The sequence below is a fragment of the Kribbella endophytica genome, from assembly GCF_054781295.1.
The window spans coordinates 1,855,429-1,876,044 of the sequence record NZ_BAAGUR010000001.1; the positions used below are offsets into that span (position 1 = coordinate 1,855,429).

Genomic DNA, 20,616 nt, shown 5'->3' on the forward strand with positions numbered 1-20,616 from the left:
CCCCGGGCGATTGCCCGGGGCCCTTCAATTGCTGATGGTTACAGAACGTCCCAGGTCAGCGGGGTGCCCTTCGGGGTGTCCTGGCGGAACTCTCGGCCCTCGACCGACGTGAACGCGTCCGGGGGGAGACCGCCGGCCGGACGCACCGAGCGGACGTTGTCGGCGGCAACCTTTTCGCCGGCCTTGACGTCGCGGGTGACGAACAGCGAGCGGCGGAAGCGAAGCACGTTCTGCTCGGCCTGCTTCGGGCCGACGATCGGCTCGCCGAGGGCCTGCTGGGCGACCTTGGTGCCCTCGACCAGCGCCTTGACCTCGTCCGGCTCCAGGGAGAACGCCGAGTCGACGCCGCCGTCGGCGCGGGACAGCGTGACGTGCTTCTCGATCACCGTGGCGCCGAGGGCGACGGCGGCGATCGCGGCGCCGATGCCCATCGTGTGGTCGGACAGGCCGATCTGGACGCCGAGGGCGTCGCGCAGGACCGGGATCGAGCGCAGGTTCGACTGCTCCGGCGGCGCCGGGTAGCTCGCCGTGCACGACAGCACGACGATCTGCTCGTTGCCGGTCGAGCGGGCCGCGCGGACGGCCGCGTCGATGTCCATCAGCGTCGCGGAGCCGGTGGAGATGATGATCGGCTTGCCGGTCTCGGCCATCCCGCGGACCAGCGGCAGGTCACCGATCTCGTTCGAGGCGACCTTGTACGCCGGGACGTTCAGCTTCTCCAGGAAATCGATCGCCGTCGGGTCGAACGGCGACGAGAACGCCAGCATGCCGAGCGAGTTGGCCAGCTCGAAGATCGGCTCGTGCCACTCCCACGGGGTGTGCGCCTCCTGGTAGAGGTCGTACAGCCGCGCCCCGCCCCACAGCTCGTGCTCCGACGGCAGCCGGAAGGCCGGCAGGTCGACATCGAGGGTGATCGTGTCGGCGGTGTAGGTCTGCAGCTTCAGCGCCTGGACACCGGTCTCGGCCATCGCCCGGACGATGTCCTTGGCCCGCTCGATGTCGCCGTTGTGGTTGCCGGACATCTCGGCGATGACGAACGGCTGGTGCTCCGGCCCGACCGGAACGTGACCGAAGTTGATCGTGGAGGCACTCATGAGTTTCCCTTCGGCTTGCGCCGGTTGTTCTTGTTCAGGCTGATGGGCAGCACGGTGATCTCGCGACCGTCGCTGAGGCGCGTCTGAGGCTCACCCTCGACGAACCGGAACCGCCGGTTCATCTGCCGTACGACGGCGTTGTGCTCCAGCACCTCGCCGTACAGGTCGTCCAGCTCGAGCTCGTCGAAGGCGTACCCGGTGGCGTCCTTCATGACCTCGATCCAGGCCGGCAGCGTCTCGCCCCGCTCGGCCAGACCCTCGGCGTCCAGGAAGAAGCCCCACGCGCCGGTCCGCGGCGAACCGTCGAGCTCCAGGTCGAAGAAGTTGACCACGCCCGCGGCGACACCGTCGCGTTCGTAGATCAGCACCCGGCGGGTCGGGTCGACGCTCGCCTTGGCCCACCAGCCGAGGTGCTCGTCGGCGGTGATCTCGTGGGAGTTGATGCTGACCTCGCGGTTGGGCTGCTGGTTGCGCAGGTCCCGGATGATGTCGACGTCGCCGTCCGTGGCCGTGCGCAGCACCTGTTCCGCCCTCTCGTGTCCACCGGTTGGATCGGCCACCACGGTACCGGCTGCGTCCCACCCCGAGCGATCCGGTGGCCAGACCGCGATCCGATGACCCGATCAGGGATTCGCATGACACCTTCAAAGGCGGATCGAGATGTGTAACTATCTTTCGATCCCGTCCCGCAGAGTAGTCGGAGAGTGACATGAGAGTCTGGCGTGTGGTCGGAGTCCTCGGTGTGGCCCTGGGAATGCTGGTCGGCGGTCTCACCAGTACGGCGTCCGCCGCGCCTGCGGCCGGCTGCACGCCAGATGCGAAGACCCCGCTCCGGCAGTTCCGGGCCAGCTGGGTCTCGTCGGTCGTCAACATCGACTGGCCGTCGCGGACCGGTCTGACCGCGGAGCAGCAGAAGGCCGAGCTGCTCACCTGGTACGACGACGCCGTACGGCAGAACCACAACGCCGTCGTACTCCAGGTTCGCCCGACCGCCGACGCGTTCTGGCCGTCGGCCGTCGAGCCCTGGTCGCAGTACCTGACCGGCACGCAGGGTGGCGATCCCGGCTACGACCCGCTGGCCTTCGCGGTCGCCGAGGCGCACAAGCGCAACCTCGAGCTGCACGCCTGGTTCAACCCGTACCGGCTCTCGATGGGCACGAACCTCAACGCCCTGATTCCCACGCACCCCGCGCGGCAGCACCCGGACTGGGTCGTCACGTACGGCGGCAAGCTCTACTACAACCCCGGGATCCCCGCGGCCCGCAAGCTGGTCGAGAGCGCGATCATGGATGCCGTCAGCAAGTACGACATCGACGGCGTGCACTTCGACGACTACTTCTACCCGTACCCCGTCGCCGGCCAGGTCTTCGACGACGCGGCCACCTACGCGCAGTACGGCGCGGGCTTCTCCAACCTCCAGGACTGGCGGCGCAACAACATCGACCTGCTGATCAAGGAGCTCCAGCACCAGATCAAGGCCGCCAAGCCGTGGGTGAAGTTCGGGATTTCTCCCTTCGCCGTCTGGCGGAACAAGGCGACCGACGCCGAAGGATCGGACACCACCGCAGGCGTCCAGACGTACGACGACCTGGCCGCGGACACCCGCAAGTGGGTCCGCGAGGAGTGGATCGACTACATCGTCCCGCAGGTCTACTGGGCCGGCGGATTCGCTGCCGCCGACTACAACAAGATCGTGCCCTGGTGGGCCGACCAGGTCCGCGGCACCGACGTCCACCTCTACATCGGCCAGGCGACGTACAAGGTCGGTACGTCGACGCAGTCGCCCGACTGGGCCGACCCGGCCGAGCTGAGCGACCACCTGGCGTTCAACAGCGCGATCCCCGAGGTGAAGGGCGACATCTACTTCTCCGCCAAGGACGTCCGCGCCGACCGCCTCGGTGCGACCAGCTTGCTCAACAGCACCTGGTACACGCGTCCCGCACTGGTCCCGGCGATGCCGTCGCTCGACTCCCGCCCGCCGCTCCCGGTCCACGCCCTCAAGGCGTCGCGCACCACTGGCGGCGTGAAGCTGGACTGGCGGGCAACGTCCAAAGACACCACGTCGTACGCCGTCTACCGCCGCGACCTGCTGGCCGGCGACTGGTGCGGGGACAACGACGCCCGCAACCTGGTCGCGACACTGCGAGCCACAGGCGGTCAGCAGACCTGGACCGACACAACAGCCGTCGCCGGCCATCACTACATCTACCTGGTCACCGCACTGGACCGCACCTGGAACCAGAGCATCCCGCTCCCCGCGGCGGTGCTTCGGTAGCGAGCAATACTGGAGTACGTGGACGCCGACCTGACTCGCAGCGCCCAGGCTGGAGATGTTGCAGCACTGGGAACGCTGCTGGCCAGGCACCAGGCGGGCATGCGTGCGGTGGCACTCAGCCTGCTGGGCAACACCCCTGACGTCGAGGACGTCCTGCAGGACGCAGCGGTCACAGCACTCCGGCGGATCGGTGACGTCCGGCAGCCGGATGCAGTCGGCGCCTGGTTGCGGATGATCGTCCGCAACGCCTGCAGGACCCGGCTGCGCAGTACGACGTACCCGCTGTCCGTGGACGAGCTCGAGCTGGCGTCGCAGGACCCCACGCCGGAGCAGGCGCTCGACAAGCACGCCATGCGGGACTGGATCTGGCACGCGATGGACGAGTTGCCCGCTCCGACGCGGCTCGCGATCATGCTGCGTCACTTCAGCACCAGCATCACGTCGTACCAGCAGATCGCGGATGCCAGTGGAGTGCCGGTGGGGACTGTTCGCAGCCGACTCAGCCTGGGACGGGACCGGCTGGCCAAGGCCCTGCTCGCGACCGCTGACTCGGCCCACGGGGACGCCGGCGCCCTGGTGGCGGCGAGCGAGCGGGAAGCGCGGGAGACGCTGGCTGCGGCAGAGCGGGGCCAGTTTCAAGCCGTGCTGGCCGAGCGCTGGGCGCCGGACGTGACTCTGCTCAGCAGTCCGGAGCCGATGGTCGGGCACGACTTCCTCAACCGGGGCATGGAGTCCGACCTGACCGCAGGGGTCCGGCAGCGGGTCCGCCACGTGGTGGCGAGCCGGGACCTCGCCGTCTGGGAGATGGACCTGGTGAACTCGCCCGACAACCCCGAGCACTGTCCGCCCGCTGTGACCTGGCTGATGTCCCTGCGTGACGGACGGGTCCAGGACCTCAGGCTGTTCCACCCGGAGCCTGTGGCTGACCCCACACCGGAGCCCGTGAACTAACGCCGCGATTCTCCGTCTTGCCGGCATGACTACTCACACCATCGAGGTCGACGGCATCACCCAGCGCTACCACGTGCACGGCAGCGGACCGACCCTCGTCGCGCACTCCGGCGGCCCAGGGATCAACTGGGAGTACCTGCGGATGCCCGTCGTCGAGCAGCACCTGCAGGTCGTGTACGTCGAGCCGGTCGGCACCGGCGACTCCGGACGGCTCCCGTCCCACCCGCGCGGTTACGTCCGGGACCAGTACGCCGAGCGGCTGGCCGCTGTGGTCGACGACCTCGGCGTCGGCCCGGTCCACCTGCTCGGGCACTCCCACGGCGGCTTCGTGGCCCAGCACTTCGCGCTGCACCACGCCGACCGTCTGGCCGGCGTCGTCCTGTACGACAGTGCTCCCGCGACCGGGCCGGAGTTCGGCGAGGAGGCCGGCCGCAACTTCGCGGCGTTCGCCGCCCGGAATGCGAGCAACCCGGCGTTGGCGGAGGTGCTGGCCGTCGTCCAGGCGATGGGAAGCATCAGCAACGACGAGGAGTTCACCAAGGTTGCCCAAGGCATCATTCCGTCGTACCTGGCGGACTACTGGGGTCCGCGCGAGCAGGAGTTCGCGACGCTGCGCGCCGGCGTGGGCGGCACCTACGTCGAGGCGGTCGGCGCGGACGGTGCGCCGGACCCGATCGACGACCGGCCGCTGCTCGGCGGGCTGACGGTCCCCGCGCTGGTGATCGGCGGCCGGTTCGACCCGATCTGCGGTCCCCGGTGGAGCGAGGAGCTCGCCGCGCTGATCCCGGACGCCGAGCTGGTCTTCCTGGAGCACAGCGGTCACTTCGGCCACGTCGAGGAGCCCGAGGCGTTCGCTGCGGCGGTCACCGGGTTCGTGAAGAGTCGTGTGCCCCACCTCACAACGCCTCGGTGAACGCCGCCGGACCCGAGCGCCGTGTTGTGGGCATGACAGCACACAGCGTTCACAGTGGAGAGATCGAAGCCAACCTGATGAGGGCTAGCTGATCGGGGTGGAACCGGCGCCGACCCTTGGCGGGTAGAGCTGGTAGACGCGCACAGTGCCGGACTGGAAACGCAGTTCGGCCAGCTTCTCCAGGTTTTCCGGCGCCGGGTTCACCCGGTCGTCGGCGAGCAGCCAGCGCACGCCGTACTGCGTGCGCAGGCGGTCCAGCACCTCGCGGGTCGGCGCGGTGAAGGCCTCGTCGTTGACCTTCAGCTTTTCCTTGTCCCAGAAGGGCCCGTACGACGCCTCGGTCGAGGTGTGCACGTCGTTCGCCTTCGCGGTGTACGACCAGCCCTCGACCAGGACGCGGCGTTCGGCGTACGCGGGAATCCAGAACGAGCCGGTGTGGCAGCGCGGACCGGTCGGCGCGTGGCAGTGGATGTTGGTCGCGATCAGGTCGTCCGGACCGGACTGACGCCGGATGAACCGGGCCGCGTCGATCCCACCGGGAGCGATCGAGTCGTACGCCGTCTGCGGCGGGAACGCGAACTGCCGCAGGCCGACCACGGTCGGCGAGACGGTCAGCCCGAGCAACGCGCAGACGGCGATGATCGCCCAGGTCCGGGCCGTACGCGACCGCCGGCGGATGCTCAGGCCCAGGATGACGATGCCGGCGGCCGTCAGGATCACGGCGGCGGTGAGCGGCGCGGAGAAGATCCTGTCCAGGCAGCTCGTGTCCTGGCAGTCGCGGATCAGCGTCTTGGTCTGGGCTCTGCCCATGTAGATCGCTACGACGCCGATCGCCAGGGCCGGACCGACCACCAGGTACTGCCGGCGCTCCAGCGAGGCCAGACCCCATGCGGCGAGCAGAACCCCGTAGACAAAGGCGGTTCGGACGAAAAATACCTGAGCCTGGCTGTAGTGGTAGAGCAGGCTGGTGGCCGCGACGGCTCCGATCAGCCCGGCCAGCAGGAACACCACCATCGGGTCGCGCGGCAGCCGTCGCCTGATCAGCAGCGCGCCCGCTGCGGGCATCAGCCAGCCGATCACCACGGCCGCGGTCACGATGAGCAGCACCGAGCGGCCGACCGGCACCGACGGGTCGATGCCGCGCAGCATGCCGTCCAGCATGGTCCGGTAGGTCCCGACGGGCTTGTACTCCATGCCCTGGCTCGCACCGCGCAGTACGACGAAGAAGTTGAACGCGTACGTCGCCGCGACGGTCACGCCGAGCACCAGCGCGCGCAGGTTGAGGCGACGGGCCTTGATGGTCAGGTAGATCCACGCGGCGGCCAGTCCGGCGCCGTACACGGGCAGTGCGGTGGCCTTGCTGATCGAGAGGACGCTGATCAGGATGCCGGCCACCAGGAACAGTCCGGCGAGCTGCTTCCTGGTCTGGCCCGGTGGGCGCCGCAGGAGCTGAGCGGTGACGGCGATCAGCGGCAGCATGAGCACTGTGGAGAAGGCCTGCGTCGGGCTGATCATCTGGCCCATCGACAGCGGGCTGTCGTGGTACAGGGTGTTGGTGACCGTCCAGCCCCACGGACCGAGGTCTCCGGCGAGCACGGTCAGTCCGGCGGCGATCGGCGCGGCCAGTGCCCGGCCGGTGAGCACCATGCCGACTGCCGCGGCGGCCAGCGTGGTCAGCAGCAGGAAGGCGAACGGGACCACCCGCTGGGTCAGGACGTCCAGTTCGATGCCGGTGATCCAGTGCGCCGAGGCGATGTGGTTGTAGGCCATCCAGTGGTACGTCAGCGGCTCTCCGGCGACGTACGGGACCTGCGGCGGGAAGTGGTGAGTCAGCTCGGCTGCCAGCGACAGCTGGAACGGTGAGTCCGAGTTGGGACGCAGAGCGGCCGGTCCGTCGAGCGGGATGACCCGGGAGCCGACCCGGACGAACCAGGCCGCGACTACTCCGGCCACGACCATCACGCCGGCCACTGACCACCAGGGGGTCGGTTTGGTCGAGCGCGTCTTGCTCGGCACGGCCAGGAAGAGTCCGAGCGCCAGGGCGGGCATCACCAGCGCTGCCAGCGGGATGTCGAGCCAGCGGCCGAGCGGGTAGATCAGGACCTCGCAGGCCAGGCCGAACGTCGTACCGAGCACTGCGTCGACAGCGAACCAGCCGGAGCCGCCGGTCAGGCGCCGCCAGAACATCGTGCCCGGCACGGCGAGCACGACGAGGAAGTAGCCGAGGTACGCCGCAGCGACCCACGGCGGATGCGCCTGCAGCCCGACGAACCAGCCCAGCGGCAGCACCGGCAGACTCGCCAGCGCCGCCACCGACATCGCCCGGCCCGGTCGGCTCACCCCGTACTCCCTCCGCAGCTCCTGCACACGGAGAGAGACCCGTGGGCGACCAAAAGTTCTCCCCCAACGGTAGTCGCCCCCGAAACGTCACCGCCGAGCCGTTTACCCCATCGCATCACCCGCTTACCCTGAGTGAAGACCCGTGACAGGGAGGCACCATGCCCGCTCAGCACATCGCCGGCTTCCCCGTAGAAGAGATCCTGCTCGCCGCCACCGCCGCGGCAGCCCCACTCATCGCCCTCATCGGCTGGGAGATCAAAGACCGAGTCCGCCGCGTCCGCACCCTCGTCCGCGGAGAGAACAACGCACCAACCACCCATCGCGGACTGAACAACGCGCCAGCCACCAATGAACCCAACAAGTACCAGCCACCCGTCGCATGAATTGTTGGATCCAGCCCAGCACCCCGAGAGGCTCGCGCATCCCAACCCCGGGGCATATCTGCGAGCTTGCTCGCCGCCAGCCCCCGCCGACCCGCACCTCCCCACCCCACGCCAGCCAGGCAGGCAGAAAGTGACATCAACCACCGCGGGGGTCCCGCGAATCGTCGACCCCCAGTGTCTGACGCTAGAGTCTTGGCCTATGAGTGAGTTGACGCGCGCCCAGATCCGGGACCTGATGGGCGAGGTGATGAAGGCGCAGGGCAAGGAACTTCCCAGCGACGACAGCGCCGACCTGCGGGAGATCGGCTTCCGCTCCCTGGACTTCTCCGAGCTGGCCCTGCGGGTCGAGGACGAGATCGGCGACGAGCTGAACTTCGATGCTCCCGGACTGCGGCAGATCGCCAAGGTCGGCGACGTTCTGGACTTCATCGAGCAGCTCCAGTCGGCGTGACCGCGCAGCGTCGCAGCACCGCCCTGATCGGCGACGACAACACGGTCGTCGTCGGCGGGAAGAAGCTGACCTGGCGGACCCTGCACAAGCTGCCCCAGCTGCCGTCGCCGGCCGCGGTCCTGGTCGACAACGGCGCGGACGCGCTGGCCGCCGTACGGCATCACGCGGTGCACGGCACCGAGCTGCTGGTGGCGACGTCGTCCCGGGTCGACCTGGCGATGCGCGAGGAGCTCGGCGAGTCCGGCTTCGCGGTCGTGATCGCCAACGGCGACGAGCACTCGGTGACCCCGGCCCGGCTGAAGCGGGTCGAGGAGTCGGGCCGCGTCTGGCTGCTCACCTCCGGTTCGACCGGCCGCCCGAAGCGGATCGGCCACACGCTCGAGTCGCTGACCACCGTTCGCGGCAAGCAGCAGCCGCGCACCTGGCTGGTCCCGTACTCGCCGGGCACGTACGCGTGGTGGCAGGTGATCACCATCTCGCTGACCCAGGCCGACCAGGGCCTGGTCGTGATCGAGCCGTCCGAGCTGGAGACCTGGCCGCAGATCGCCGCCGAGCACGGCGTCACCGCCGCGTCCGGTACGCCGACGTTCTGGCGGCAGACGATCTTCCGTGACTCCGAGGCGCTGTCGAAGGTCCCGCTGGAGCAGATCACGCTCGGCGGCGAGCCGGTCGACCAGGCGATCCTGGACCAGCTGGCCGACCTGTTCCCGAACGCCCGGATCTCCTGGATCTACGCCTCGTCCGAGGTCGGCGCCTCGATCGTCGTCCACGACGGCAAGGCCGGCTTCCCGAAGGCTTGGCTGGACCGCGACCCCGACCCCGAGTCGGAGCGCCCGAAGCTGTCGGTCGACGGCGACGAGCTGGTGATCGCCTCCCCGCACCACGGCGCGGGTCTCGAGGGCGCGCACCGGACCGGCGACCGGGTCGAGTTCGTCGACGACCGGGTGCTGATCACCGGCCGGCTCGACACCGACGAGATCAACGTCGGCGGGTCGAAGGTGTCCGCGGGCCTGGTCCGCAACGTGCTGATGGCCCACCCGGCCGTCGCCTGGGCCCGGGTGTTCGCCCGCAAGGCCCCGCTGGTCGGCCGGATGGTCGCCGCCGAGGTCGTGCTGAACCCCGACCTCGGACCGGTCACCGACGCCGACCTCGTGCAGTGGTGCACGAACAGGCTGCCGGACTACGGCGTACCGCGCCGGATCCGCTTCCTGGCCGAGATTCCCCAGAAGGAGACCCTGAAAAGCGATGTCTGAAGTCACTCTGGTTCCGCCGTCGACCGTCGTACTGGTGTCCGGCGGCTCCCGCGGCCTCGGCCTGGCCATCGTCACCGGGCTGATCGACGCGGGCGTGAAGGTCGCGGCGTTCGCCCGCTCGGTGACGCCGGAGATCGCCGCCCTGGCCGAGAAGTACCCCGACCAGGTGCACGCCGGTGCGGTCGACCTGAACGACGAGAAGGCCACCCAGGCGTTCGTCAAGGAGGTCGAGGCCAAGCTCGGCCCGATCGACGGCCTGGTGAACAACGCCGCGATCGGCCAGGACTCGCTGCACGTGCACACCTCGGCGGACCAGATCGCGCAGATCATCCAGACCAACCTGACCGCGCCGCTGGTGCTGACCCGGTACGTGCTGCGCCGGATGATGGCCAAGGGCCTCAAGGGCCGGGTCGTCAACATCACCTCGATCTGCGGTCAGCGTGGCTTCCCCGGCCTGGTCGCCTACTCGGCCACCAAGGGCGGCATGGACTCGGCCACCCGGTCGATGGCCCGTGAGCTCGGCGGCCGCGTGCTGGTGAACTCGGTGGCCCCCGGCTTCTTCGCCTCGGACATGTCCGCGGTGCTCGGCCAGACCCAGCTCGACCAGATCGTCCGGCGCACGCCGACCGGTCACCTGACCGAGCCGGACGAGGTCGTCCCGGTGGTCCGGATGCTGCTGCTGGAGAACACGAACATCAACGGCCAGGCGATCGTCATCGACGGTGCCGCCGGTATCTGATCTGCTCGCGCGCGCCGAGTCCCACCTCCGGGTGGGCTCGGTCGCCGAGATGGCCGACGCGGTCACGCGGTCGCACCTGCCCGACTTCGCCTGCGTCGGCTGGTACGGCGAACCGCCGGCGGGCTGGTCCGTGGTCGTCGACGCGGAGTACGCCGACCAGAAGGTCCCTTCGCCGTTGGCGAAGCGCTTCGGGACCGATGAGTTCTGGGAGCGCTGGACCCGGTCGGAGTGCCTGTGCAAACTCGCCGACGTACCGATGCTGGCCTGGTGGCCGCAGCACGGGCTCGACGTACCGGCATCCTTTGCAGGGGAATGGCGGACGCTGGAGGTCGGGCCACTGATCGTCTCGGTGGCCCTCGCTCCGTCGACCGGGCGGGCGCCGAGCCTGGCGCCGTCGGTCGGTCCGGCTTGACCTTGCTGACTCGACTGGCAGCCCTTCAGGCTGGACCCGATCCGCGATAGGAACGGGTCCATGAGATTCGGGATGATCCTTCCGGGCGGCAGCGCGCCCGAGCAGCTCGCGCAGGCCGTTCTCGCGGAGGAGTCCGGCTGGGACGGCATCTTCGTCTGGGAGGCGGCGTACGGCGTCGATGCCTGGGGGCTGCTGAGCGCGATCGCGGCCCGGACCACCCGGATCAAGCTCGGCACGATGCTCACCCCGCTCCCGTGGCGACGGCCATGGAAGGTGGCCAGTCAGGTCGCGACCCTCGACCAGCTGTCGAACGGCCGGGCGATCCTGGCGGTCGGTCTCGGCGCGGTCGAGACGGATCTGCCGTCGACCGGCGAGGAGCTCGACCTGCGGACGCGGGCCGCGATGATGGACGAGGGCATCGACCTGGTCCGCACGCTCTGGGACGGCGGCCAGGCCTACCAGGGCGAGCACTACACGTACGAGTCCGTCCGGGACGACCTGACGGTGGTCGGGCGACCGGTTCAGGAGCGGATCCCGATCTGGGTGGTCGGTGCCTGGCCGCGGCCCAAGTCGATGCGCCGAGTGCTGCGCTGCGACGGCGTACTACCCCAGTACGCCGGGGAGGCGAGCCCGGCCGAGCTGACCGCGCTGCGTGCCTGGCTGAGCGAGCGCGGCGCCCGGCCGGAGCTGGACGTGGTGGCGGAGGGGGAGACCGACCCCTCCACCGCCGCAGCCGAGGTGAAGCCCTGGGCGGACGCCGGTGCGACCTGGTGGCTCGAGACGCGCTGGGAGATGCCGCACCACTCACCGGAGCGCATGGACCAGGTCAGTCGCCGTCTGGCCGCTGGGCCTCCCCGTCAGTAGCTGCCGACCCGGGTGGCCGGCTCTCGGTCGACTGGGGTGTCCAGGCGGTCTGCCAGTCCCTTCTGGAACTCCTGGAAGGCGGCCAGGTCCAGCAGGCCGTCGCCGGTGACGACGTGGACGAAGGTGACGCCGTCATCGAGGCGGTAGCTCGCGTAGGCCAGGCCTTCGGGCCGGGTCTCGGCCAGCCCGGCGAAGACCTTCTCGATCAGCCGCTGGTTCTCGTCGGCGGCGTCGACCTTGGTGCGATAGCGAATCACTGAGCTGCTCATGAGGTCCTCCTGGGTTGTGGTTGTCGCAGCTGTAGACCGCGCAGGGTCGCAAAACTCATCGCAGCGATGAGTACAGGGGGTGGGAGCTGTCAGTACGTGTAACGGCGACACTTTTCTGGAGGACGCAGTGAGACAGGGCAGAGATGCGGGTGTGAGCCTGGAGGACGAGTTCGCGCAGTATCGCGGGGGACTGGTCGCGCACTGCTACCGGATGCTCGGGTCCCTGCACGACGCCGAGGATGCGGTGCAGGAGACCTACCTGCGGGCCTGGAAGAGCTTCGACTCCTTCGAGGGACGTTCGTCGGTGAAGACCTGGCTCTACCGGATCGCCACGAACGTCTGCCTCAATGCCCTGCAGCACAGCAGCCGCCGGGTCGTCCCGTCCGCGCTCGGTGCGCCAGGCAACGACCCGAACGACCTGGAGGCGCAGGCACTGGAGACCAGTTGGCTGGAGCCGTTTCCTGACCTGCTGGACCCGGCGCTGGTGGTCGGCAACCGGCAGACCCTCCGGCTGGCGATGGTCGCGGCCCTGCAGCACCTCCCGCCGCGGCAGCGCGCCGTACTGATCCTGCGGGAGGTGCTGGCCTGGCCGGCGGCCGAGGTGGCCGACCTGCTGGAGACGACGACCGCAGCCGTGAACAGCTCGCTCCAGCGAGCCAGGGCCGAGCTGGCCCGGCTCTCACCGGCGGAGGACCAGTTCAGCGAGCCGGAAGAGCCAGTACGCCGTGCGCTGCTCGACCAGTACGCCACTGCCTTCGAGCAGGGCGATCTGGTCGCGCTGGAAGGACTGCTGACGGCCGACACCCGCTGGGAGATGCCGCCTGTACCCACCTGGTTCTCCGGCCGGACCAACGTCCTCAAGCTGCTGGAAGACAAGCTGCCGGCCGGAGAAGGCCGCCGCCTGATGGTCGAGACCGCCGCCAACGGCCAGCCGGCCTTCGGCGTCTACCTGCGCGGCCGCGACCAGGCCTGGCACGGCTACGCGATCCAGGTCCTCACGCTCAGCAAGGACGGGATCGCGGCGGTAATGGCGTTCCACCGGCCGGACCTGTTCGCGGCCTTCGGGCTGCCTGTCAGTAGGACCTGACAGACTGGAGAGTGTGAGTGAAGCGGAAGTACTGCAGGTCCTGCAGCGAGCGACGGTCGCGTTGCAGCCCGAGTTGCATCTCGCCGAGCTCGGCCGGTACGACGAGCAGGACCAGCAACTGGTCGACCGGGTGCTGCGCAAGTACCTGACCGACCTGCTGCGGACGAGCTGGGAGCGCGGCTGGACGCCGATGGACGTCGTGCAGCATGCTCGGCGGCGCCTGGAGCCTGGCGTTGAGCCGTTGCTGACCGCGCTGATCGCCGCCGAGCACCGCGCGTACAAGCCGAGCACCATCGACTCGCGTTGGTCCGATCAGCTGGCGGACCTGGGACTCCAGCATCCGTTCGACGACCTCGACCTGACCAACTGGTCTGCCGCGCAGCGGATCGGGCGCTACCTGGCCCTCGACCTGACGCTCCAGCTGGCCGCCTTCCTGTACGGGCTGCAGGGCATGGCCCGCCTGTTCCCGCTGCCCGGCACGGCCCAGCGCAAGGCCGCCAACCGCACGCAGCAGTCGGGGACCGACCGCAAGATGCTGGCCCGCGTCCGGGCCCTGCTCGCGAAGGCGGAGGCGACCGAGTTCCCCGACGAGGCGGAGGCGTTGTCGGGTAAGGCGCAGGAGCTGATGGCGAAGTTCTCGCTCGACCACGCGCTGCTCGACGCCGGCCCCGATCTCGATCTGCCCGACGACTCGGGCGCGCGCCGGATCTGGGTCGAAACCCCTTATGTGACAGCGAAAGCGCAGCTCGTCGGTGTCGTCGCCGACGCCAACGGCTGCCGGACCGTGACGCAGGACCAGCTCGCCGTCGTCACGATCGTCGGTGCCGACCTCGACCTGCAGCTGACCGAGCTGCTGGCCACGTCCCTGCTGGTCCAGGCCAACCGCGCGATGCTTGCCTCAGGCAAGCACTACGGCATTCGCGGCGAGTCCCGGACCCGCTCGTTCCGGCAGTCCTTCCTGATGGCCTACGCGCAGCGGATCGGCGAACGCCTGCAGGCCACCGCCGAGAAGGCCCGCTCCGCCGTCCCCGAGGTCGACCAGGACAGGCTCCTCCCGGTGCTGAGCCGCCGCGAGAAGCAGGTCGACGCCCTCTTCACCAAGCTCTTCCCCGAAACCGTCACCCGTCGTACGAGAATCACCAACGGCGCCGGCTGGCACGCCGGCCTGACCGCCGCCGACCTCGCCCAGCTCGACACCCACCGCCCGGTCACCCGCTAGCCTGGGTTCGCGGACGATCTGCTTCCGGGACACGGGGGATGGGATGGACGACGACGCGAGCCCGACAGCGAAGGCGTTGCTGGCGCTGGAGCTGATCCAGAACAGCCCGGGTATCACCGGCGATCGGCTCGGGCGGCGGCTCGGGGTGACCGATCGCGCTGCCCGTCGGTACGTCGGGATCCTGCGCGAGGCGGGGATCCCGATCGAGTCGACCTCCGGCCGGTACGGCGGGTACCGGATCGGCCGCGGGTTCCGGGTGCCGCCGTTGATGTTCTCGACCGCCGAGGCGCTCGGCCTGATGATGGCCGCGCTCGGCGGTCACCACAGCGTCTCCGACGTGACCGACCCGGCCGGCAGCGCGCTGGCCAAGATCATCCGGGTGCTGCCGACCGCCGTCGCGGGCCCGGCCGACGCGATCCGCGCGATGATCCCACCGGGGTCGCGGCTCGCGATGCCGGATCCGGAGATCACGGCGGCCGTCGTACGGGGGTGCACGGATCGTCGTCGGCTCCGGCTGGGCTATCAGCGTCGCGAGTGCGATGCCGAGCCGTTCACCATGGACATCGACCCGTGGGCGGTCAGCGTGCGGCACGGACGCTGGTACCTGCTCGGCTGGTCGCACTCCCGCGACGCGCAGCGGGTCCTCCGGATCGACCGGATCGTGTCGGCCGAGCCGCTGCCCGACACGTTCACCCCGCCCGAGGCACTCGACCCGGCGCAGGCCGTCCAGGACCACCTCTCCGCGGGCTGGCGGTACGAGGTCGAGATCGTCTTCGAGGCGAGCGCCGAGCAGATCGCCCGCTGCACCCCCGGCAGCCTCGGCCGGCTCGAGGATCTCGGCCCGGACCGCTCCCGCCTGGTCGGCAGCACCGACGACCCCGAGTGGTACGCCGAACGCCTGGCCTTCGTCCGCGTGCCCTTCCAGGTCGTCGAACCACCCGAGTTGCGCGATGCCCTCCAGGACCTCGCCGCCCGGCTCATCGCCGCCGCCAAGCCGTAGGAACGACGAAGCACCCGGTACGTCGTACCGGGTGCTTCTGAAAAACAGCTCAGACGGTCGCGCTGGCCGTCGTGGTGGCGCGGCGCGGGCGCCGGCCGATGGTCTTCAGCCGGGTCTTCAGGATCAGCCGGATCATCTCCAGGCCGAGCGTGACGGTCTTGCCGAAGTCGCCGGTCACCGACGAGACGCCGACCCGCGGGTGGTAGTTCACCGGGATCTGCACCATCCGCGCCCGGGTGACGACCGAGGTCAGCAGCATCTCCAGGCCGAAGGCCGAACCGTTCAGCGTCGCCCGGTCCGAGATCGTCTGGACGTGCTCGCGGGTGATCACCCGGAAGGTGCAGCCGACGTCGCTCATCGAGGCGGTGTTGAACAGCACCTCGAGCATCTTGGCCACCGCCCAGTTGCCGAACTGCAGGAACCAGCCCATGTTGGCGCCGTCCCAGATGAAGTTCGCCACCGTCCGGGAGCCGACCACGACGTCGCACTCGCCGGAGAACGACAGCAGCTTCAGCAGGTCCTCGGGGTTGAACGTGCCGTCCGGCTCGCAGACGCAGACCAGGTCGGTGTCGACCTCGCGCAGCCCGCGCCGGATCGCCGCACCGTAGCCCTGCGTGGTCTCGATGATCTCCCGCGCGTTGGTCGAGGCGACCTCCTCGGAGGTCCCCTCGGCCGCGTTGTTGTTGATCACCAGGATGTCGTCGACCACGCCGAGCTTGTCGAACCGGCGGATGACGTCGGCGATGCTGTCCTTCTCGTTGTAGGTCGGAAGGACCACGGACAGTGTTTTACCGTTGAACACGTTTCTGCACCTATCGGGTTTTCCGTCTTGGGTCAGCGGGACGCGACGACGAGCATCTGCCCGGCCAGCGGCTTGATCGGCGAGCGCAGGTACCACGGCACCACGAAGGTCAGGTTGCCGCCTTTGGACTTCAGCGTCAAAGGCATGAACTTCGCCTTCACCGCGTCGATCTTCCAGCCCTCGGCGACCAGGTAGTCCTGCAGCGACTGGTCGGTGAAGATCGCGACGTGGGTGAAGTCGTCGAAGTACCGGCCCGGGTTCAGCCGGAAGTTCGGCTGCATCAGGATCAGCCGGCCACCGGGCCGCAGCACCCGCTTGGCCTCGGCGAGCAGCCGGTTCGAGGAGTCGCGGTCCAGGTGCTCCAGCAGGTTCGAGGCGAAGACGACGTCGAAGGTGCCGTCCTCGAACTTGCCCAGATCGGTGCAGTCACCGATCACCGGCTCGACGTGCGCGGCGGCGGCGCGGTCCACCGTGCTGTCGAGGTCCATCGCGACGACGCGCTTGGCCTGCACGTTGTTCGAGAAGTCGCACCAGCCCGCCCCGAGCTCGAGCACCTCGGCGTCGGTGCTGACCCACTTCTGCAGGTACTTGCAGAGGTGCTGCCAGATCTTGGTCCGGTTCGCGTTGTGCGCCAGACGGGTTTCGAAGTAGTTCGACACGTACGTGCCGTCCGGCTCGCCGCTCTGCGGTGTTTGGGCGAGGGGATCGTCGGACAAGATAGCTCTCCTCGGAAGCGTGCGCCGTGCGCGCATCAGCGGGTCACCCTACCAGCGCGACGGGTTAGATGCCCCCCGACGCCGTCGGGTTGCCCTGGCGACGGGGCTATGCTGCTGCCCGACCCGGCCGCCGCGCCCCGGCCCGTGCACTGTGCGTAATTCCCGTTTGTCAGGAGCTTTGATGTCACAGACCGCCGAGTTGTCGTCCCCTGTCGCGACGACACCTCCGGAGAAGAAGACCGGATCGCGGTTCGGCCGGTGGCCCTCCACCGCGGTCAGTGCACTGGTGCTGCTGCTGGCCGTCGCGTTCTTCCTGACCACCGCCGTACGGGCCGATCTTCCTGCGAGCGCAGCGATTCTGGGCCTGCTGGGACTGGTGGTGACGCAGTTGCTGCCGGGTGTCCTGGTGTGGCGGTGCGTCCGTCCGAACCGGGGCTGGTGGATCGAGGACGTGATGATGGGCCTGGCCGTCGGCTTCATGCTGGCGATCGGGGCGCAGATCGTGGCCGGTCTCCTGCAGTGGCCGTGGCTCTCGGCCGCGCTCCCGCTGGCGCTGGCGGTCGTCCTGCTGGCGGTTCCGCGGAGCCGGGCCCGCATCCGCCGCGTCCGGACCAGCACCCTCCCGCTGTGGTGGATGCCTGCGGTCGCGGCGACCTCGCTGTTCGGCCTGCAGGACCTGCGGCAGTACTACCACCGTGAGCCGCTCGAGTGGGCCAGCGGTTTCCGGGCGCCGTACATCGACGCGTACCTGCACCTGGCGATGTCCGGCCAGCTCCAGCACCGCGGCCCGATCAGCTTTCCCTGGGTCGAGAACGCCCCGATGGCCTACCACTGGTTCAGCCACGCCTGGATCGCGCAGGTGGCCACGGTCTCCGGCATCGGCCTGGACGAGGTGCTGTTCCGCTTCATGCCGGCCCTGATGCCGCTGGCGATCGTCCTGGTCGTCGCGATCGCCGCCGTCCGGATCACCGGCGTCGCGTGGACCGGTCCGGTCGCCGCGCTGCTCTGCATCGCCGGCTCCGAGCTGAACCTGTTCGGCCTGACCACCCTGGGCTACCCGATGGCCCCGCTGTCGCCGAGCCTCGCGCCGTCCGTGCCGCTGCTGATCGCGATCGTGATCCTGCTGGTCTTCCGCTGGCGCAACCAGATGGGCCGGCTCGGCCTGCTGCTGATTCCCCTGCTGGCGTTGACGGCCTCGGGCACCAAGGGCTCGACGATGCCGCTGGTCGTGGCCGGTGTCGGGCTCGCCTTCGTGGCGATGATCCTGTTCGACCGCTCGCGGCTGAAGGGCTTGTTCCTGGACGGCGTACTGACGGCCGGCGCGTTGATCGTGGCGCTCGTGGTCGTGTTCCAGGGTTCGGATTCCGGGCTGCACGTCCAGTTCCACGACGCGGCGATGTCGACCCCGGCGATCACCCGGGTCGGCGCGATCACCACGACCTCGATGGCGTTCTCCTCGCTGGTCGCCGTACTGGCGATCCTCGCGCGCGGGACCGGCCTGCTCTGGCGGCTCAAGACCGCCGAAGGACGTCGCGACCCGGCGACCTGGCTGCTGATCGGCGGCGGATTCGCCGGCGCGGCAGCGGTCGCGGTCTTCAGCCACCCGGGCGCCAGTCAGTACTACTTCGCCCGTACGGCGGGCCCGCTGCTCGCGATCGGCTCGGCCGTCGGCCTGGTCACCATGGTCCGCGAGCTGCAGAGCCGCTGGTGGCGCGCGGTGCTGATCGGCCTGGCCTTCGGCCCGTTCTTCATCCTGCTGCCGATCTGGACGATCGGGCTGATCCAGCCCAACCACGGCGGCCTGATCCACGCGACCAAGATGATCCTGGTCGGCCTGGCCGTGCTGGTGGTCGCCGGAGCGGTCGCCTGGTTCCTCACCCCACGGATGCGGTTCACCGCGTTCTTCGCCGCGATCACGGTCGCGATCCTGGCCGGCGGCGTCACGATGGTGACCCGGATCCAGATCGAGGCCACGCCGGTCCCGGCGCTCAAGTCGGTGAAGCCGGAGGCGTACCTGGCGGTCGGTACCGAGCAGATCGCCGCGGCCCGGTGGATCCGGGACCACTCCGACGTGAACGACGTCGTGATGACGAACCGGCACTGCACGACGCCGATCGAGCCGAAGAAGTGCGACAGCCGGCGGTTCGTGGTCGGCGCGTACTCCGAGCGGCAGATGCTGGTCGAGGCGTGGACGCCGACCGTCGAGGCGAACAAGCTCGGACCCGACGGCCGGGACTCGATCACCGTCGACTACTGGAAGCCTGAGATCCTGCAGCTGAACGACAGCTTCATCGCCCAGCCGGACGCGGCCAAGGCCCAGCAGCTGAAGGACCTCGGCGTGCGCTGGATCTACGTCGAGTTCACCCGACCGCACGCGGACACGCTCGAGCCGTTCGCCAAGGAGCGCTACCGCAACGGCAGTGCCGCCGTCTACGAGTTCACCAAGGCAGGATGATGACCGGACCGACCCTGACCGAGACCAGCATCCCGGGTCTGCTGCACGTCGAGCTGCAGGTCTTCGACGACGGCCGCGGCTGGTTCAAGGAGAGCTTCCAGGCCGAGAAGCTGGAGAAGCTCGGCCTGCCGCACCTGGAGATCGTGCAGAACAACGTCTCCTTCAACGCCGAGGTCGGCGTGACGCGGGGGATCCACGCCGAGCCGTGGGACAAGTACATCTCCCCGGCGTACGGCAAGGTGTTCACGGCGATCGTCGACCTGCGCGAGGGCCCGGGCTTCGGCCGGCTGGAGACCTTCGAGCTGACGCCGCGGCAGGGGCTCTACGTCCCGCGCGGCTGCGGCAACTCGTTCTGCACGCTGGAGCCGAACACGGTCTACAACTACCTGGTCAACGCGCACTGGTCGCCGGACGCCAAGTACACGCTGGTCAACCTGTTCGACCCGCAGCTGAACGTCCCGTGGCCGCTGCCGAAGGACCAGCTGATCTACAGCGAGAAGGACGCCGGGCACCCGATGCTCGAGGACGTCGCGCCGATCCGCGTCGACTGGGACTTCTCGTGACGATCCTTGTCACCGGTGCCGGTGGGCAGCTCGGGAAGGCCCTGGCGGCGCAACTACCTGAGGCCCGGGCGGTGACGTCCGCGGACTTGGACATCACGTCGCGGGAGGCTCTGGATGCTTTCGACTGGTCCGGGATCAGCGCGATCGTGAACGCCGCGGCGTGGACCGCGGTCGACAAGGCCGAGGACGCCGAGAGCACGCTGTCCGCGTGGAACGTGAACGCGAACGGTGTCGCGAACCTCGCCTGGCACGCGCGCCGGCTGGAGATCCCGCTCGTCCACGTCAGCACGGACTACGTGTTCGGCGACGGCGAGGGGTTCCTGGCCGCGGAGCACCGGATCGACCCGCAGGGCGTCTACGGGATCACCAAGGCGGCCGGCGAGCTGGCCGCGCGGTTGAGTCCGACGTACTACGTGGTGCGGACCAGCTGGGTCTTCGGTGACGGACCGAACTTCGTGCGGACGATGCTGCGGCTCGGCGCCGACCGCGACGAGCTGACCGTGGTCGACGACCAGTACGGGCGTCCGACGTACACGGTGGACCTGGCGGCGGCGCTGGTCGCGCTGCTGGACAGCGGTGCGCCGTCGGGCACGTACCACGCGACCGGCGCTGGCGACGTGGTCTCGTGGGCCGACTTCGCCGCGGCGATCCTCGAGGGCAGCTCGTGCAAGGTCCGGCCGATCAGCTCCGAGGAGTACGCGCGGGGCAAGACGATCGCGCCGCGGCCGGTGAACAGCGCGCTCGACCTGTCGGCGCTGGAAGCGGCCGGGATCACCATGCGCGACTGGCGTGAGGCGCTCGCGGCGTACCTGAAGACGCTGTAGGCCTGG

General features: G+C 69.4%; 21 protein-coding genes. 15 read left to right on the top strand and 6 right to left on the bottom strand.

The features are described from left to right. Positions 1–38 precede the first annotated feature (38 nt). Complete coding sequence (pseI, locus tag ACYVIO_RS08910) at positions 39–1,094, bottom strand: pseudaminic acid synthase (protein ID WP_460650177.1); 1,056 nt, start codon at positions 1,092–1,094, stop codon at positions 39–41. Beyond that, entirely contained in the window at positions 1,091–1,615 is a 525-nt protein-coding gene (locus tag ACYVIO_RS08915) for a GNAT family N-acetyltransferase (RefSeq protein WP_460650178.1), read from the bottom strand. Before ACYVIO_RS08915 ends, pseI begins: the two co-directional genes overlap by 4 nt. Before the next feature lie 188 nt (positions 1,616–1,803). Between ACYVIO_RS08915 and ACYVIO_RS08920 the strand changes: the two genes are divergently transcribed. From ACYVIO_RS08920 to ACYVIO_RS08930, 3 genes are read left to right on the top strand one after another with little or no spacing between them, the layout of a single operon-like run. After that, positions 1,804–3,369, top strand: a complete 1,566-nt coding sequence (locus tag ACYVIO_RS08920) for a glycoside hydrolase family 10 protein (protein WP_460650179.1) — start codon at positions 1,804–1,806, stop codon at positions 3,367–3,369. 18 nt (positions 3,370–3,387) lie between these two features. Further along, positions 3,388–4,320 (top strand): RNA polymerase sigma factor, encoded by a 933-nt coding sequence (locus ACYVIO_RS08925; RefSeq protein WP_460650180.1) that lies wholly within the window; start codon positions 3,388–3,390, stop codon positions 4,318–4,320. Positions 4,321–4,345: 25 nt separating this feature from the next. Beyond that, a complete protein-coding gene (locus ACYVIO_RS08930) occupies positions 4,346–5,233 on the top strand; it encodes an alpha/beta fold hydrolase (RefSeq protein ID WP_460650181.1) in 888 nt (295 codons plus the stop codon). An 84-nt stretch (positions 5,234–5,317) separates the two neighbouring features. Here the strand turns inward: ACYVIO_RS08930 and ACYVIO_RS08935 are convergent, their stop codons facing one another. After that, the gene (locus tag ACYVIO_RS08935) at positions 5,318–7,573 is read right to left on the bottom strand and encodes a hypothetical protein (RefSeq protein WP_460650182.1); all 2,256 of its coding nucleotides are present in this window, start codon (positions 7,571–7,573) and stop codon (positions 5,318–5,320) included. A 158-nt stretch (positions 7,574–7,731) separates the two neighbouring features. Here ACYVIO_RS08935 and ACYVIO_RS08940 point away from each other — a divergent pair, with 158 nt between their 5' ends. From ACYVIO_RS08940 to ACYVIO_RS08965, 6 genes are all read left to right on the top strand, one after another. Continuing rightward, entirely contained in the window at positions 7,732–7,956 is a 225-nt protein-coding gene (locus ACYVIO_RS08940; RefSeq protein ID WP_460650183.1) for a hypothetical protein, read from the top strand. Between the two features lie 199 nt (positions 7,957–8,155). After that, a complete protein-coding gene (locus ACYVIO_RS08945; RefSeq protein ID WP_012918196.1) occupies positions 8,156–8,407 on the top strand; it encodes an acyl carrier protein in 252 nt (83 codons plus the stop codon). After that, positions 8,404–9,660: an AMP-binding protein gene (locus ACYVIO_RS08950; RefSeq protein ID WP_460650184.1), complete on the top strand. Its 1,257-nt coding sequence runs from the start codon at positions 8,404–8,406 to the stop codon at positions 9,658–9,660. Before ACYVIO_RS08945 ends, ACYVIO_RS08950 begins: the two co-directional genes overlap by 4 nt. Beyond that, positions 9,653–10,399 carry an SDR family NAD(P)-dependent oxidoreductase gene (locus tag ACYVIO_RS08955; protein ID WP_460650185.1) on the top strand — a complete coding sequence of 249 codons (747 nt, stop codon included), beginning with the start codon at positions 9,653–9,655 and terminating at the stop codon, positions 10,397–10,399. Before ACYVIO_RS08950 ends, ACYVIO_RS08955 begins: the two co-directional genes overlap by 8 nt. Next, positions 10,383–10,811 carry a hypothetical protein gene (locus ACYVIO_RS08960; protein ID WP_460650186.1) on the top strand — a complete coding sequence of 143 codons (429 nt, stop codon included), beginning with the start codon at positions 10,383–10,385 and terminating at the stop codon, positions 10,809–10,811. Before ACYVIO_RS08955 ends, ACYVIO_RS08960 begins: the two co-directional genes overlap by 17 nt. Before the next feature lie 60 nt (positions 10,812–10,871). Beyond that, the gene (locus ACYVIO_RS08965; RefSeq protein WP_460650187.1) at positions 10,872–11,675 is read left to right on the top strand and encodes an LLM class flavin-dependent oxidoreductase; all 804 of its coding nucleotides are present in this window, start codon (positions 10,872–10,874) and stop codon (positions 11,673–11,675) included. On the opposite strand, the gene ACYVIO_RS08970 is transcribed toward ACYVIO_RS08965, so the two are convergent. Beyond that, on the bottom strand, positions 11,669–11,944 hold the full coding sequence (locus ACYVIO_RS08970; protein WP_460650188.1) for a hypothetical protein: 276 nt from the start codon (positions 11,942–11,944) through the stop codon (positions 11,669–11,671). The genes ACYVIO_RS08965 and ACYVIO_RS08970 overlap by 7 nt on opposite strands. Before the next feature lie 151 nt (positions 11,945–12,095). Between ACYVIO_RS08970 and ACYVIO_RS08975 the strand changes: the two genes are divergently transcribed. From ACYVIO_RS08975 to ACYVIO_RS08985, 3 genes are read left to right on the top strand one after another with little or no spacing between them, the layout of a single operon-like run. Beyond that, a complete protein-coding gene (locus ACYVIO_RS08975; protein WP_460650189.1) occupies positions 12,096–13,031 on the top strand; it encodes a sigma-70 family RNA polymerase sigma factor in 936 nt (311 codons plus the stop codon). 13 nt (positions 13,032–13,044) lie between these two features. Beyond that, a complete protein-coding gene (locus ACYVIO_RS08980) occupies positions 13,045–14,250 on the top strand; it encodes a DUF2786 domain-containing protein (protein ID WP_460650190.1) in 1,206 nt (401 codons plus the stop codon). Positions 14,251–14,293: 43 nt separating this feature from the next. After that, entirely contained in the window at positions 14,294–15,250 is a 957-nt protein-coding gene (locus ACYVIO_RS08985; RefSeq protein WP_460650191.1) for a helix-turn-helix transcriptional regulator, read from the top strand. A gap of 49 nt (positions 15,251–15,299) precedes the next feature. On the opposite strand, the gene ACYVIO_RS08990 is transcribed toward ACYVIO_RS08985, so the two are convergent. Then, positions 15,300–16,028: a glycosyltransferase family 2 protein gene (locus tag ACYVIO_RS08990; RefSeq protein ID WP_460650192.1), complete on the bottom strand. Its 729-nt coding sequence runs from the start codon at positions 16,026–16,028 to the stop codon at positions 15,300–15,302. A 56-nt stretch (positions 16,029–16,084) separates the two neighbouring features. After that, positions 16,085–16,768: a class I SAM-dependent methyltransferase gene (locus ACYVIO_RS08995; RefSeq protein WP_460650193.1), complete on the bottom strand. Its 684-nt coding sequence runs from the start codon at positions 16,766–16,768 to the stop codon at positions 16,085–16,087. A 181-nt stretch (positions 16,769–16,949) separates the two neighbouring features. Here ACYVIO_RS08995 and ACYVIO_RS09000 point away from each other — a divergent pair, with 181 nt between their 5' ends. From ACYVIO_RS09000 to rfbD, 3 genes are read left to right on the top strand one after another with little or no spacing between them, the layout of a single operon-like run. After that, positions 16,950–19,223 carry a hypothetical protein gene (locus ACYVIO_RS09000; protein WP_460650194.1) on the top strand — a complete coding sequence of 758 codons (2,274 nt, stop codon included), beginning with the start codon at positions 16,950–16,952 and terminating at the stop codon, positions 19,221–19,223. Next, entirely contained in the window at positions 19,223–19,786 is a 564-nt protein-coding gene (locus ACYVIO_RS09005) for a dTDP-4-dehydrorhamnose 3,5-epimerase family protein (RefSeq protein ID WP_460650195.1), read from the top strand. Before ACYVIO_RS09000 ends, ACYVIO_RS09005 begins: the two co-directional genes overlap by 1 nt. Next, a complete protein-coding gene (rfbD, locus tag ACYVIO_RS09010; RefSeq protein WP_460650196.1) occupies positions 19,783–20,610 on the top strand; it encodes a dTDP-4-dehydrorhamnose reductase in 828 nt (275 codons plus the stop codon). The genes ACYVIO_RS09005 and rfbD overlap by 4 nt, the downstream gene beginning before the upstream one ends. The last annotated feature ends 6 nt before the right edge of the window (positions 20,611–20,616 follow it).